11 protein-coding genes and 1 pseudogene are annotated in these 14,663 nt (G+C 68.8%); 4 read left to right on the forward strand and 8 right to left on the reverse strand.

Going from position 1 to position 14,663, the window contains the following annotated elements; genetic code table 11:
* Positions 1-149: 149 nt before the first annotated feature.
* Both ACFQ79_RS04035 and ACFQ79_RS04040 read right to left on the reverse strand, forming a co-directional pair.
* Positions 150-1,220, reverse strand: a complete 1,071-nt coding sequence (locus tag ACFQ79_RS04035) for a sugar ABC transporter substrate-binding protein (protein WP_383579239.1) — start codon at positions 1,218-1,220, stop codon at positions 150-152.
* Positions 1,221-1,854: 634 nt separating this feature from the next.
* Positions 1,855-2,352, reverse strand: a complete 498-nt coding sequence (locus tag ACFQ79_RS04040) for an HIT family protein (protein WP_383579240.1) — start codon at positions 2,350-2,352, stop codon at positions 1,855-1,857.
* Between the two features lie 292 nt (positions 2,353-2,644).
* Here ACFQ79_RS04040 and ACFQ79_RS04045 point away from each other — a divergent pair, with 292 nt between their 5' ends.
* On the forward strand, positions 2,645-4,207 hold the full coding sequence (locus ACFQ79_RS04045; RefSeq protein ID WP_383579241.1) for an MFS transporter: 1,563 nt from the start codon (positions 2,645-2,647) through the stop codon (positions 4,205-4,207).
* A gap of 130 nt (positions 4,208-4,337) precedes the next feature.
* On the opposite strand, the gene ACFQ79_RS04050 is transcribed toward ACFQ79_RS04045, so the two are convergent.
* From ACFQ79_RS04050 to ACFQ79_RS04065, 4 genes and pseudogenes are all read right to left on the reverse strand, one after another.
* Positions 4,338-4,745: a DUF6193 family natural product biosynthesis protein gene (locus ACFQ79_RS04050; protein ID WP_383579242.1), complete on the reverse strand. Its 408-nt coding sequence runs from the start codon at positions 4,743-4,745 to the stop codon at positions 4,338-4,340.
* Between the two features lie 1,236 nt (positions 4,746-5,981).
* Positions 5,982-6,323 (reverse strand): hypothetical protein, encoded by a 342-nt coding sequence (locus ACFQ79_RS04055; RefSeq protein WP_383579243.1) that lies wholly within the window; start codon positions 6,321-6,323, stop codon positions 5,982-5,984.
* 321 nt (positions 6,324-6,644) lie between these two features.
* A pseudogene (locus tag ACFQ79_RS04060) lies at positions 6,645-6,791 on the reverse strand (IS5/IS1182 family transposase); the annotation flags it as partial.
* Positions 6,792-7,211: 420 nt separating this feature from the next.
* Positions 7,212-7,769, reverse strand: coding sequence for a TetR/AcrR family transcriptional regulator (locus tag ACFQ79_RS04065; protein WP_383579244.1), 558 nt, complete (start codon positions 7,767-7,769; stop codon positions 7,212-7,214).
* Positions 7,770-7,872: 103 nt separating this feature from the next.
* Here ACFQ79_RS04065 and ACFQ79_RS04070 point away from each other — a divergent pair, with 103 nt between their 5' ends.
* Together ACFQ79_RS04070 and ACFQ79_RS04075 are read left to right on the forward strand one after the other, a co-directional pair.
* Positions 7,873-8,481, forward strand: coding sequence for a DUF2867 domain-containing protein (locus ACFQ79_RS04070; protein WP_383579245.1), 609 nt, complete (start codon positions 7,873-7,875; stop codon positions 8,479-8,481).
* Positions 8,482-9,037: 556 nt separating this feature from the next.
* Positions 9,038-11,335: an FG-GAP repeat domain-containing protein gene (locus tag ACFQ79_RS04075; protein WP_383579246.1), complete on the forward strand. Its 2,298-nt coding sequence runs from the start codon at positions 9,038-9,040 to the stop codon at positions 11,333-11,335.
* Positions 11,336-11,640: 305 nt separating this feature from the next.
* On the opposite strand, the gene ACFQ79_RS04080 is transcribed toward ACFQ79_RS04075, so the two are convergent.
* Positions 11,641-11,967, reverse strand: coding sequence for a GYD domain-containing protein (locus tag ACFQ79_RS04080; protein WP_383579247.1), 327 nt, complete (start codon positions 11,965-11,967; stop codon positions 11,641-11,643).
* Positions 11,968-12,167: 200 nt separating this feature from the next.
* On the opposite strand from ACFQ79_RS04080, the gene ACFQ79_RS04085 reads away from it, so the two are divergent.
* On the forward strand, positions 12,168-13,445 hold the full coding sequence (locus ACFQ79_RS04085) for a pentapeptide repeat-containing protein (protein WP_383579248.1): 1,278 nt from the start codon (positions 12,168-12,170) through the stop codon (positions 13,443-13,445).
* A 256-nt stretch (positions 13,446-13,701) separates the two neighbouring features.
* On the opposite strand, the gene ACFQ79_RS04090 is transcribed toward ACFQ79_RS04085, so the two are convergent.
* Entirely contained in the window at positions 13,702-14,250 is a 549-nt protein-coding gene (locus tag ACFQ79_RS04090) for a GNAT family N-acetyltransferase (RefSeq protein ID WP_383579249.1), read from the reverse strand.
* Positions 14,251-14,663: the final 413 nt, after the last annotated feature.

The following is a 14,663-nucleotide window of genomic DNA, read 5'->3' on the forward strand; positions in this document are numbered from 1 at the left end:
CCGTTTTGGCGCTGGGGCCCGGGGGGGCGGCGCGGCCCCCGCCCCCCCCGCGACGAGCAGAGGAGCCGGATCATTCCCGGCGTACTTCCGTCAGTTGGAGTCTTCACCTCTTGTACAAGAAGCCGGGCGGACGGCCGGCCCGCCGGAGGTTACTTGAGGCCCAACTTGGTGCACTGGGCGTCGAGTTCGGGGGAGCAGATGTCTGCGGCCGTGTAGATGCCCTCCTCGACGACCGTGGACTTGATGTTCGTCTTGGTGACGACCACCGGGTCGAGGAGAATCGACGGGACGCCGTTGGTTTCGCTCTTGGCCCGGAGCGGCAGATCCATCAGCAGATCGACCGCGAGGTCGGCGGCCTTGGGCGCGAGCTCGAGCGGGCTCTTGTAGATGGTGAAGGTCTGGGTGCCGGCGATGATGCGCTGGATGCCCGCGATCTCGGCGTCCTGGCCGCCGACCGGGATGTTCTTGATGCCGGCGTTCTCAAGAGCGGTGATGATGCCGCCGGCCATGCCGTCGTTGGCCGAGTAGACCGCGTCGATCTTGTCCTTGCCGACCGAGGAGATCGCGGCGGACATCTTCTCGCCGGCGACCTTCGGGTCCCACTCGCCGGAGGCCTCGTAGGCGATCTTGCCGACCTTGCCGTCGAGGGCGGTGTGGGCGCCCTCCTTGAAGCGACCGGCGTTCGGGTCCTTCTCGTCGCCGTTGATCATCACGACCTTGGCGGAGGCGGCCTCGGCGCCGAGGGCGGCGAGCAGGGCCTCGCCCTGGAGCTCGCCGACCTTGGTGTTGTCGTGGCTGACGTAGGCGTCCGCGCCCTCGATCAGCCGGTCGTACGCGAGGACCTTGACGCCCTTGCCCTGCGCCTCCTTGACCCAGCCGGCGGCCTTCGTCGCGTCGACCGGGGCGAGCGCGATGACCCTCACGCCGTCGGCGATCAGCTGGTCGAACTGCTGCTTCTGCTTGACCACGTCCGAGACCGCGTTGTTGTACACGATCTCGCACGTGAGACAGGCGCCCTTGACGGCCTTCTCGAACTGAGGTCTGTCCAGTGCCTCGTACCGCGCGGTCTTGTTCTCCGGAAGGAGCAGGCCGATCTTGGTCGAGCTGCCCTTGCCGCCGCTGTCGCCGCCGCCTCCGTCGGCCTCGCCGCATGCGGCGAGTGAGAGGGCCATCGACATCGCGGCCATGGCTATGACGGCGCGACGCGTCACTGCGTTCATTGAGGGTTGCCTCCCTGACGAGGCCGCGACGTTGCGGCCGAGGTTGCACGAAGTCAACTCGGCCGTCACATTGTCGTCAAGAAGTAAACGTTTAACGAGATGGCAACGGTGTTTACCGTTATGTAGGCGAATGAAAGGTGCGATGCGTGCGCTGCGACGTGTGCTGTCGTCTGCGGGAGCGTGGCCTGACGGTACGGAGGAGAGCCACTCTTTCGAAGCCCACGCGAAGCGCGGCTTCTGTTCGAATGAGATGATCTTTCCCGCCGACGCGTGGCGCACCCCCTGACGCTTCCTCATCAGCGCGATGAGGAAAGGCCCTTGACCGCCTTCGTCCTCGGCGCTGCAGCCGGGGGTGCGGGAGCACTGCCCGCGGCCGCCGAGAATCCTGCCGGCCGGCCGGCGCGCCGAGGTCACCCCCGACGACGCCATCGACATGTGCGCCGGGTCCTGGCGGGTGTGGACCCGGGTCCATGCGTTCGCCGACCTGGCGGAACACGAGGGCATCACGGTGCCACGGTCACCGGCGACGACCAGAGCGAGGCCCGCAAGGCTCCGGCAGGCACTGTGCCCGGGCCGGGCCTTCCCTCGGCCGACGCCGGTCGGCCGCCGGCCGACGGCCGCTCGATCCCGATCGTCATGACGAGAGCTGCTCGCGGAGCCGCTCCGCCACCGCGGCGGCTTCCTCCGGTGAGACGTCCAGCACACCGTTCTCCGACATGAGCGCGTGGAACTGCTGCTCGCCGTAGGGCACGCCGGGCGGAAGGCCGGCGACATGCCAGTGGACATGGGAGTTTCCGCCCTGGGCGCCCAGCGACAGCAGGTAGACGCGCTCCGGCGCGCAGACCTTCTCGACGGCCAAGGCCACCTTGCGCACCACGAGCATGATGCCGGTGTAGCCGTCATCGGTGAAGCCGCTGACGACGTGCTCGATGTGCCGCTTGGGGGCGACCAGCACCTTGCCGGGCAGCGTGGGCCACCGGTCGAGGAACGCGACGTGATCGGCATCCTCGTAGACCAGGTGGTGCGCGTAGTCGGGGTGCCCGGAGAGGAAGGCGCACACGAAGCACGGCCCGCGCCGCGCGCGTTCCTCGTAGGCGTCCAGGTCCATGGGCCGTCGGTCGCTCTGCGTCATCCGTGTCTCCTCGGGCTCGGGGAAGGTGGCAGCGTGGCTGAGCTCGGACGCGGTGCGACAGGTCACCGGAGGGCAGGAAATCCGCTCCGCCGCAACCCGCCGAAGCGATTGAATTCTACAGCTCGCACATCCGCCGGAAGGCACAGAATTACTCAGTCCGCAAATCCATCAGAGGGCATGAAGTCCCTTCACCCGCAATGGTTTTCGCGAGGAATTTCAAGCTTGACGGCGTCGTGGAGACTGCTTATGGTCCAGTCGTTCGCGATTCCGCTGATCGATACCGAAGGTGTTCATGACCGTGCCTCCAACGCTGCCGAAATCCAGGCAGCGGTTGATTCTTTCCGTTCTCATGTTGTGTTCGCTGCTGATCTGGCTGGAAAATACCGTCCTGAGTACGACGCTTGAGACGCTTGCGGACCCGGTCCGTGGACTGGGGGCCGATCCCGGTCAGCTGCAATGGGCGACCGGTTCGTACACTCTGGCCTTCGCCACGTTGATGTTCACCGCCGGCGCATGGGGCGATCGGTTCGGTCACCGGACGGTGTTCTCGACGGGTCTGGTGATCTTCGTCGGCTCCTCACTGTGGGCGGCGTACGCAGGCGATGTGGGCCAGCTGATCGCGGCTCGAGCCGCGATGGGCGTGGGCAGCGCGCTGATCACGCCCACCATGATGGCGATCCTCATGTGGACCTTTACCGGCGCCGCGAGGGCTGCGGCGATCGGCATCTTCTCGACATCGGCCGGTGTCGGAATGGCTGCGGGACCGGTACTTGCCGGATTCCTGCTCGATCATTTCTGGTGGGGCTCGGTCTTTCTGATCAATGTCCCGGTCGCGGTAATGACGTTGGTCGGTCTTGCCGTGCTGGTACCGAATTTCCGCAGTCCCACTCTGCGGCCCCTTGACCCCGCTGGAATGCTGCTGTCGATCAGTGGGCTCGTGGCGTTGGCATACGGGCTGATCCGAGCGGGACAGGTGACTGTGTGGAGTCGTGTCGACGTCTGGGCTCCGATTATCGTCGGTCTGCTTCTGTTGGCCGTCTTCGTCCTCGTCGAACTGCGTGTCACGCTGCCCAGCTTCGATCCGCGACTGCTCGCTCGACGCGCCTTCGGTGGCGGCAATGTGGCGCTCGGACTGTTGCTCTTCGGCGTGGCCGCCATCACCTTCTACAACGCGTTCTATCTGCAAGGCGCGCTCGGCTTCTCGCCGATGAAGGCGGGTCTGGCCAATATCCCGACCGCATGCGGAGCGCTCGCGGGGGCGCCCCTTGCCTCGCGCCTGGTTCGACGCCTGCCGCTGCGCCTCGTCACCGTGCCGGCGCTGGCCATGGCTGCCCTGACCATGGGCGGGTACGGGTTCCTCGGCCTCCAGACTCCGCTCGTCTGGATCGAGATCCTGTTGCTGATACAGGGACTCTCGGTCGGCATGGTGATCGGCCCCGTCACGGCCGCACTGGTCAGCGACCTGCCTCTGGAACAGGCCGGTGCGGGATCGGCCGTCACCAACACCGTGCGACAGACCGGCAGTGTGCTCGGCATCGCAGTGGGCGGCACGATCATGTCGATCACGTACCGACGTGCGATCGAACCTTCGCTGGAGGGCGCACCCGGTCAGGTGCAGGAGCAGGCGCGGGTCTCCGCCGAACAGGCCCGCCACGTCGCCACGGCCATCGACCGGCCCACTCTCGCGCAGGCTGCTGATGACGCGTTCATCCACGCCATGCACGTCGGCGCGGGCTGGATCGCGGTCGTCGTACTTCTCGGAGCAGCTGTGCTGCTGATCGCCCTGCCTGCTGGCGAAAGGAAGAAGACCTCGGTCCCGGAGCGGGACTACGAGGAGGTCCGCAGCTCCGTCTGAGAGCGCGAGGGTGACTCCGGGCTCAGGCCGACCGCAGGGCGGCATCGAATGCCAGAGCCGTCTTCAGAACCGTTCTGGGCCCCGATCGGCCCCGATCTCCCGCCGCCAAGCCGGTGAGCCTGAGCCCGCGCTACCTGATGTCTCGTGCCTTCTCGTAAGCGGCCAGTTCGCCCGCATTACCGATGAAGGCCGGTCCGCACCGAGGCGGCAGGCGATCGACGACCACCGCTACCGCGGCCTGCGCGCTGTCGGCCTCAGCGATCCGAGGGCTGCTCCGATGCGGTCCTTCGACGTAGTACCCGCCGTCTTTCAGCGTGCCGATGTACGGGATGTCCCAGGTGTAATCCATCGCCGTGCACCTGCTGAAGTGCAGCTCCCACATACCGGTCCACGGAAAGAGCCGACGAAGCGACGGTTCGGCATGCGCTACCCGCACGAGCTCGGCGAACGGTTCCAGAAGCGGTGATCCTTCCGTCCGGGACGGTGTGCCGTCAGTGGTCAGGATGTCGTGCCAGGCTGCGTCGACGATGTCGGTCATACCGCGATTGTGCGGGGTCCCTACGCCCTTGTCAGCAGGGATCTCCCACCAGTGGATCATGGTCGAATGCAGTGAAAGAACGGACTCGCCGATCAGAAGGGGGATCTGGGCCGTTTCTTCCGGATCACCTGTGAACCGGATGAGGAAGCTTGCAGCCGGCGGCGCCCACCACGACTGCCGAGCCGCTTGCGGTTCGCCGCCTGCTCGGCAGGCGGGGGCATCACTAGGATCCCAGGGCGTCTCGGGTGAGCGCGCAGTGCGTGGGACGAGTACGCCTTGTCAGCGAGCGCCACGCGTGGCCCCGGGACGGCAAGCCTGCGTCGAGGAAACTTCGGTGTCCACCATCCCGCTCGGGTGTGTCCCCAAGGGGGAGGTCCGCCGGTGAGCAACCGGGGTGCGCAAGGGGGTGAGCGGCCGCACGGCTCTGTAGGACGATGAGGCCGTACATGTTCGCCGGCCCAAGGGGAGCAGGGAAGACTTGCCGACAAGCCCGGTTCCAGACGGCACTGACCCGGACATGGAACCCCCGTCATCGCGCTCCACGTCGAATGTCCCGCCGCCATGGGCCTGGTGGGTGATCGGCATACTTGTTCCGATCCTGGGGACCGTGGCGACGGTGTGGGCGACCACGGCAAGGCAGAACGAACCAGGACACTCGGCATCCATCACCGGTCCGCCCGCGTCACCGGTCCCTACCACTACGCGCACGACCGACAGTCCCGGTCGGACCGATGAGACGTCAGGACATGGTGCCGCACCGTCGCCGAACCCGATCGGCGTGATCGGAACATGGCAGGGGCATTACGGCTGCAGTTCCACCCCGACGCGGCTGAACCTGACCATCGCCCCTTCCCGGGGCGAGGCGCTGACCGCTGTCTTCGCCTTCTCTCCGCACCCCGACAACCCCGTTGTACCCAGAGGGTCGTTCCGCATGTCTGGAACGTTGGACAGCGGGGTGTTGGAACTGAGGGCAACGGAATGGATCGAACAGCCCGATGGCTACGTCATGGTTGACCTCGTTGCGCCTGTCGAGGAGGGCCATCCAACCAAACTCAGCGGAAGACTGGGCGTCGCAGGAGCCTTTGACGACTGTTCGGGTTTCTCTGTAATCCGGTCCGACTGACTCGACGGGTAGCAGTGGCGTTCACGACACACGGTGGGGAACCACTAAGGGGTGTCCCGTGAATGATCTCCGAGTTACCTCGGGCAGGCTCGGTGCTCGTGTAGCCAGCTGGCCTATCTGGCGAGGGCGAGGTTGTGCATCCGGGCGATGCCGAGCATGGCGTGGTCGGCGATCGTGAGGGTCTTGCCGACGGCGGCCTTGGCGCCGGACTCCTCCCATGCCTTGCGGTCGTTGCGGTTGCCGGCGAGGGGTTGGCCGACGACCGCGATCCGGCGGGTATCGGCCTCCATGACGACCCGATGGTTGGTGGAGTACCGGTAGTTCTTCGACCGCTCGGCGATGGTGTGGTCCCGGGTGGGGACCAGGGCCGTCACCAGCTTGCCGAACTGCTGCGGGCTCAGCCAGGAGAACAGGGCTGTCCATGACGGCTCCGATGCCGTGATCACACCAGTCACGCAAAGAGATCGTTCCACACCCGTGAACGTCGAGAAGCCGCGAATCAGCCGCAGCGGCTCTCCCGCGGCTCCACGGAACCCAGTTGTTCGATACGCCGGACCTCGCGCTCTGCCGCTTCCAGATGGCCGAGATCGAGAGCCATCGCGGCACGCCCGGCAACGTAGAAGACGTCCTGGCGGATCCGGCAGTCCAACGGACAGGGCCGCGTCCGCCTCGGCAATCATCTGGGTCACGAGCTCGTCTGTCCACAAGCGAGGGCTTCTTGATCATTGCGGGAAGCCCTGAGTGTCCCTGAGCCGGAATTCGCTCGGCAGATCTCTGCGGTTCGTGACCTGGCCGACTGGCTGTGGGATCACCGTCCGGATCCCGCGCCGACGGGGAGGGGTTCGGAGCGCACGCGACGAGTACGCCTTGTCTGCCAGGACCATTTCCGGGGTAGTCCGGGGCCGGCCGGTCGGACGCGGCACCGGCTGTCCGGTGCGAGACGGATCTTCGAGGCGTTCCACATGCACAGCCGGTAGTGGGCACCCTTCCACGAGGCCGGCGGCGTTCTGCGAGAGCGGTCCGCGCATCCTGGAGGTCTCGATGCCACGGCAGGCGAACCGCGGCACGATGCGGCGCTCGCGCAGCCTGTCGTGCCCGATCCACGACGCTTCCAGCGCGTCGGCCGGGCAGGTGGCCGGCTCTGGGTCGGCAGCGGGCGCGGGCGCCGGGGCCCCACGCGCATCGTCGCCGGCGAGACGCCGAACAGTGGCGCGAGCTGCCGCATCGTGAGGGTCGTGCGCGGTGACGTGCCCGGTGGAGAGCTCGTGCAGGAAGGGCTTCGCGGCCACGGACCGCCGTCGGCCGGCGGCCGACGCGAGTGCTTCCTTCGGGGCCCGGCGACGTCAGCCCAGCAACCGGTTCCTGACGGTGGCGAGGACTTCCGTGCGGCTGCGCGGGCCGTTGTCGGCTGCGATGAGGTGGTCTCCGATGCGCAGGGAGAAGGTGATCAGACAGCGTGCCTCGACATCGCCCTCGTCGGGGCAGAAGGCCCCGTAGAGCTCGCGCAGATAGTCCATGCGCCGGTTGTCGGCCCGCCGGAGGCGGCGCGCGACGCCTTCGTCGCGCCGGGCCCAGTCACGGATCGCGAGTTCGACCCCGGCGTCGGTCACGGGCGTCTCGCTCGACCCCACGAAGTCGAAGAGTCGCCCGAGCCGCTCGCGGGCGTCGCCCCCATCGCGTTCGATCCGCTCGATGACGTCCTCGGTGACCCCGCGTTCCCAGGTGTCGAGCATTTCCTCCAACAGGCTGGCGCGGTTGCGGAAGTAGCCGTAGAAACCGCCCTTGCTGACGCCGAGCGTCTGGGCGAGGACCTCGACCCGGACGGCTTCAGGGCCGCCGGCGGCAAGCGCGCGCAGCCCTTCCTCGATCCACTTGTCCCGCGGTGTGCGGATCGCGCCCATCCGTGTCTCCCGTCTCCCCTCACATGTCCCGACCGAGTATACGGCCCCGTATAGAAGGGTTCTATGCTCGATCTATACGCCACCGTATAGACGGGGATCTGTCATGAGCGACCTGCGCCTTCCCGCAACCGACCACACGTCCCGCCCCTGGCGGATCCACGAGATCGCCGACGACTTCCGACTGGAGGACGTGTGGGCGCTGCCGACGCCCGGCGGCCCGGACGACCTGCACCTCCTGGTCCGGCAGATCGCGGACGGCAAGGACGGTCCGGACGGTGGCAACCCCGTGGGCCGATTCCTCTTCTCGGTCCGCTGGAAGCTCGGCGCGCTGCTCGGATGGGACAAGCCGGACTCGGGCGTCGGCGGCCGGGTGGCGACGCTGCGCGACCGGCTGCCGGACGACCTGCGCGAGGGCCCGCGCGGGCCCGACCTCAGCGCGGCGCCCTTCACCTCGGTCTTCCAGACACATGACGAGTGGGCCGCCGAGTACGCCAACAAGACCATGCACGGCGTGATGCACATCGGCTGGGTCTCCGACGGGAACGGCGGCTACCGCGGCCAGATGGCCGTCCTGGTGAAGCCGAACGGCCGCCTCGGCTCGCTGTACATGCTCGGCATCAAGCCCTTCCGCTACCTGGGGGTCTACCCGGCTCTGATGCGGTCGATCGGCCGGGAGTGGCGAGAGAACACGGCGCCCCGAACGACGCGCTGACGCATCTCTTCCCGGGGACGAGCCGGCGTCCACGGCGAGGTGGCCTTCGCGCGGGAAGACGCTGCCGTGCCCGACCTCGACGAGCTTCCCGGCTCCGGGTGCTGACGCCGATGTCCGGCACGGACGTCAGGACCTTCGAGACGGTGAGCTTCGAGGAGTCCGTTGTTCCGTACGGCCGGTGGTTGCCGAACCGCGGGCGTCGGAGCCGCCGTCGGGAGCGCGGCCGGGCGGAGCCAGAGCGAGAGAGGGCGCGGCGAAGTCGCCGGGCATCCGCGGCAGTTGTTCTTGACGCCACCCCACTCGGATCTGCCTGCCAGCCGCACGGACGACGCCGGGCCGCTCGGCAGGCTCTGCGTCCGCGTGGCAGGCTCTGCCTCCGCGCGCCGGCGGAGGCAGGTCAGGGAAGCTCCCGTGATAGCGGAGCGTCACCGACTCCACGTACAACCCTTTCCATGCCGCGTATGTCTGACTGACTGTCGTTCGTGCGAAAGCTCGTGACGACCGGTCCGTCGAGGGGTGACGTGGCTCCCCTCTCCGAGTGCAGAAGGGGATGTCAGTGCGCTCTCACCGCAACCGCAACCGCATCACCGGTCGCAGAGTCGCCGCCGCGACCCTTGCCGTCACCACCGTCACCATCGTGACCACCGTCACCGGCACCCTGGTCGTCACCCCGGCGTTCGCCGCCCGTGCGACGGGCATCCTCGCCGCGGGGACCGGGACGCGGGAGCAGGCTGTCGTCGACATGCCGGCCGACACGAACGTACTCGGCAGCGGCCCCTCGGGATTCCTCTGGGCGCACCGGGACACGTACCACTGGACGCGTTACGCGGACGGGGCCGTGACCACGCTGCCCCGGGGGAGCGGCGCGGAACCCGCGTTCTATACGGGCGGTGTCCGGTCGGACATCGTCGTCGGGCATGCCCGCGGCGCGGGACACGTCTACACCCTGTACGACATGGGCACCCAGGACGCCGCCCCCGTCGTGATCGACGCGAGCCACCTGGGCTCGGGCACCCACTTCTCGCGCCTGGTCGGCTCCATCATCGTCCTGAGCACCCCACACCCCAACGGCACCGCTGTCATCCACCTCCTCAGCAACAAGAACGGTCGCACTATCCACCGGACCGTGCAGGGAGTGCCCGCGGCGATGCGCTGGGCCGATGTCGACGTGAGCCCGCCGGACACCTTGATCCTTCGCTACCAGCCGACCGCGGACGAGCGTGTCTGGCGCGCGGCGCTGGTGGACATCGGCTCCGCCTCAGTCGTGGAGGACCGCGCCCTGGCCGGGACGGGCCCCTACTCCCACCTGCTCGCCACCGATGCGTCCGCCACGCACTTCGCATGGACCGAGGGCCCCAGCGACGGCGGCGCGGTTCTGCGAGTCGCGCGGCGTGGGCAGGAGGACTCGGAGCGCATCCCGCTCGGACAAGGCACGCGGCTCACGGTCGGATTCCTGCGTGACTGGGTCGCGTACGGCCTTTCCGACGCCAGATACGCCACGGCACCCAACCCGCTCCACGCCCTGACGGCCCGCTCGTTGAAGAACGGCCGGACGATCAAGCTCCTCGACCTCGTGCGCGACATCCGCAACGACGGGGAGGGCGCGATCCTGGTGGAGGGCGGCACCGTGGAGCAGGGCGAGGGTCTCTACCGGATCACCGCCGGCCCCGAGGGCGACCCGATCGTCACGCTCGTGGCGCGCACCGGCCGATCGGTCGTCCTGAACCTGACCGGCCAGAGCGTCCCCACCGGCGTCGACTTCAGCAAGACGCCCCACCCTCGACTGAGCTGGCAGTTCACCCCGAGCGTCAACGCCCTCGTACAGGTCGTGCTGACCCACAAGGCCTCCGGGCGGACGACGACCCTCGCGACCGACCACCTGAGCCCGGACGGACGTGCCGACCTGACCTGGTCCGGCCTGTTCGACGGCGGCGGCTCCGTCCAGCACGGCTCGTACACATGGCGGATGACGGCCCGGACCGGATACGGCCTCGGCCCCACCCACGAGCGCAGCGGCACCCTCACGGTGAACGGCCCACACCTCCCGCACAACTTCAGCAACAGCATCGGCCCCGACCTGCTCGTCAAGTCGGGCAGCGGTCGGCTGGCCGCCTACGACACCCGCGACATCCTCGCGTGGGACCCCGATGACCAGGTGCCTCCGGCCCAGGCGAAGTGGTCCACGACCGGATGGGGCGGGTACGACCGGCTCGTCACGCCCGGCGACATCGGTGGCGCGCCGCACGCGGACGTGCTGGCCCGCGACCGGTCCGGTGTCCTGTGGCAGCACCTGGGCACCGGCGACCTCAAGAAACCCTTCGCACCCCGTACCCGCATCGGCGGCGGCTGGCAGACGTACCGGCTGATCACCGGTGGCTCCGACCTCACCGGCGACGGCCGCCCCGACCTGGTCGCCGTGGACAAGGCCGGTGACCAGTGGCTCTACAAAGCCACCGGCAGCTGGAGCAAGCCCTTCGCCGCCCGTGTGAGGCTGGGCCGGGGCTGGAACATCTACGACCTCGTCACCGCCACGGGCAATCTCGCCGGCGCGCCCGCCGGTGACCTCCTCGCCCGCGACAAGGACGGCGTCCTCTGGCTCCACCTCGGCCGGGGCGACGGCACGTTCGCCCCCCGCACGCGCATCGGCGCGGGCTGGAACCACTACTCCGAGATCACCGCCGTGGGCGACCTCGACCGCGACGGCCGACCCGACCTCATGGCGAGGAGTCGCACGGACGACCCCTACAAGCTCAGGGTCCACCACGGCACGGGCCGGTGGGCGACACCGCTCGCCGAGTTCGGCCCCCGCCCCTGGGACACGCAGTTCCTGTCCGAGGACTCGGCCCAGTACTGACAAGGCGTCCAGCCTGACACGGAGTCCAGCACGGACACGGAGTCCAGCACTGACACGGAGTCCACCACTGACACGGAGGGGCGGCCCCGGAATTCGGCACATGCTGGAGTTCCCAGTGTCCTTCGGCCGCCATGCCGTGGTCCGGACTGCGGTGAACACATTCGAAGCCCCGGACGGTTGACGTCGACGGCCCGATTCAGACTGGCTTGAGCTGCTGCCGGCCCTTGCTGCCAGCCCTTGGTGCGGGCGAGGCGGTGCTACTCGTTACCGATCGCGCTTCTCGTTGATCACTCCGTTGAAGACTGCTATGCGCCCGGCGCCCGGTACTGGACGCGTTCGGCTTTGCGCAGGGCATCGATGGTCTCGTCGACGGTCAGGAGAACGGTCGTCTCGAACGAGCTGAGGGCGCCGCCTCCACTGATCGCCAGCGCGACCGCGGCCATGGACACGTTGTCGGGTGCCTCCCACAGGTTGTAGCCGTCGTGCGTTCCGAAGGCGTACCAGAAGCCGTGGAGCTTCCCGCCGACGGACTCGATGTATGCCTGAGCGGCCTTCGAGCGGTCCTCGGGGTGGGCGGTGAGCCGCGCCCAAGTCTCCGGTGTGTAGCTGAACCTCGATAGATAGAGCGGCATCGTGTCTCCCTTTCGTTCCCCGAGGGATGCCCTGCGGGGCGGGAAACGCCCCGGATGCGGCCCGCGTGTCCCCTGAACGGCTGGGAAGTCCGGGTTCCCCGCGCGTTCCGGTGGGGCCCACGACTCGCCATCTACGTCGATCGGGTGCACAGGCGGTGTGGCGTCGGGCCGTTGCGGGCCGCGTCGACTCCGATGGACGCGTGACGGGACGAACGCGCGGCGAAGGACCGGATCGGAGCGCGTACCTGCGCGAGGTGCGGCGCGGGCGCCGCCGCCGCGGCACCGGCGCTCCCGATGCCGGCGGCCGCGGCCGGTCGCAGTGGCCCGTGCTCGCGGTGGCCGTCCTGCCCGGTCTGGCGGCCTTGGTGGCGCTGCTCTTCACCTGGCGGGAGGTACGCGTCGCCGAGCAGGGCCAGCTCACGGCGCGGTTCAACGACGCGATCACCAATCTCGGTTCCTCGTCGCTGGACGTGCGTTTCGGTGGGATCTACGCGCTGGAGCGCATCATGCAGGACTCACCGCGCGACCAGCCCAGGATCGTCCTCGTCCTCTCCGCGTACGTGCGGCGGCACGCGAGCGTTCCCGCGACCGGCTTCGTGAAGGAGCCGACGGAACCGCAGCCGGGGCAGGTGGCGCCCGTCGACCGCCGCCCGCCCACGGACGTCGTGGCCGTGGTGAACGTGCTGGCCCGCCGTTCTCCCGGCCACGACGGGGACGCTCAGGTGGACTGGAACCGGGCGGACCTGAGGGGGCTCTTTCTCTCCACCTGGAGCTACAAGGACATCGCGAAGGTCCCCGAGGGCGGTGCCCTCCCTGACGAGCGTGCCCCGTTCGGGTACGTGAACGTCGAAGGAGCCGATCTGCGTCACGCCACGCTGTCGGGGGTGGATCTGAGAAGCGCCTTCATCGGCGAGGCCAACCTGAGCAGAGCACAACTCCTGCGATCCGACCTCAGGGACGCCGACCTGACGGGTGCGGACCTGTCCGGCGCGAACGTCGTGGACACGAACCTGACCGGCGCGGATCTCAGCGGCGCGATTCTGCGGGAGACGTCCCTGGCACGCCCGGACATGCTCGTACGCCTGAATCCCAACGACCTGTCCCGCGCTCTGCTCTGGGACGCGGACCTCACCGGTGCGAACCTGTCCGGGGCGAACCTGACGGACGCGGTCCTGGTCGATGCCGACCTGACGGGAGCGTCGCTGACGACCACCCGCCTGCGCGGTGCCAAGTTCAGTGCCATGGACACGTCGCTCCAGGCGAGGATCATCTCCGGCACCGTCACGGAGAGCGCGAACCTCACCGACGCCGATCTGACGGGAGCGGATCTCAGGGGGGCCGACCTGCGCAGGGCCAACCTGACCGGCGCGATCCTGAACGGAGCCGACCTGACGGGCGCGGACCTACGAGGCGCGCGGCTCACGGGCGTGACCCTCAACGGCGCCAAGACGGAAGGCGCTCGCGGGCTGCCGACCTAGAGCACGCATCAAGCGGACCGTGGCGCGGGAGGCACGTCGTCATCCCTGTCCTTCGGGACCGCCCCATCCACCGCCGCACTGCCGACCGCGGTCAGCTGGTGCCGGCCGGTGTCAGCCGGTGTCGGCCCGTGTCAGCCGGCGTCAGCTGCGCCTCGCATCGAACTTCTTCGGCCCGATCTCGCTCATGGCGCCGCCGTCCTCCTGCCGCCCGTCCTCCTGCCGCCCGTCCTCCTGCTGCCCGTCCTCCTGCTGTTCGTCATCCCGCCCGCGTGGCCGAGTGGCGCACACCGAACCACTGGTCGGAGCCGTACTCCTCGAACCGCTCGACCTCGGTGAAGCCCAGCTTCTCCGCGAGGCGCATCGCGCGGCCGTTGGCGGTCTGGGTGGAGAGCACCACGGGTTCGCCGGGACGCGCGTCGGCGAACCAGCCGAGTGCTGCCGTGCACGCTTCGAGGGCATAGCCGTGTCCCCATGCCTCCCGCAGGAACAGGTAACCGAGCTCGGCCTCCCCGGCCACGGGGCGGACATGCCCCCGGCGCTCGACACCGCGGGGGTCGAACGTGATCATCCCGATCATTCTTCCGTCGAGTGCGACCACGAAACAGCCGGGGCGCCGGCCAGGCACTTCGGGTACCGCGCGTTCGAGCTCTTCGCGAGGCTGAGCGCCACCGATGTAGGTGCCCACGTCCGGCGACGCGAACAGCTCGATGAACGCCGCTCGGTCCCGGGCCTCGGACGCGCGGAGCACGAGCCGTTCGGTCGGTATCGGGGCGGGCGGCCAGGCGGAGGTTCCGGGTTCGATCATGGCCGGGAACCTATCGCACGCACCGTGAGGCGCGCGTGCCGATGGTCTGAGAAGTGCCACGTGAGAAGTCGGCGTCCGCACGGCCGCGTCCGCACGGCCGCTACGACGGTTCGAAGGGGGTGGTCGGGCAGGAGGGGTGCGAGGGGCGGGGTGAGCGGGTCACGGCGGGAGGGTTGTGACGGGAGGGCGCGGCGGGAGAGTCACGACGGGCAGGTCGCGACGGGCGGGTCACGGCGGGAGGGTTGCGGCGGGTGAGTCGGGGCGGGTGAGTCGGGGCGGGCGGGTCGCCCCGCTTCGCGCGTTGCCGGTGTAGCCCGGCGGCCACCCCCGGCTACTTGAAGTTGATCGCGGGCCAGGCCGTTGGGACCGCGGGGTAAAACGCGCGGCCCCCGCCCGAGAGGTCGGGGGGCGCC

The sequence above is a fragment of the Streptomyces sp. NPDC056480 genome, from assembly GCF_042795405.1.
In the GTDB taxonomy this organism is placed as follows: domain Bacteria; phylum Actinomycetota; class Actinomycetes; order Streptomycetales; family Streptomycetaceae; genus Streptomyces.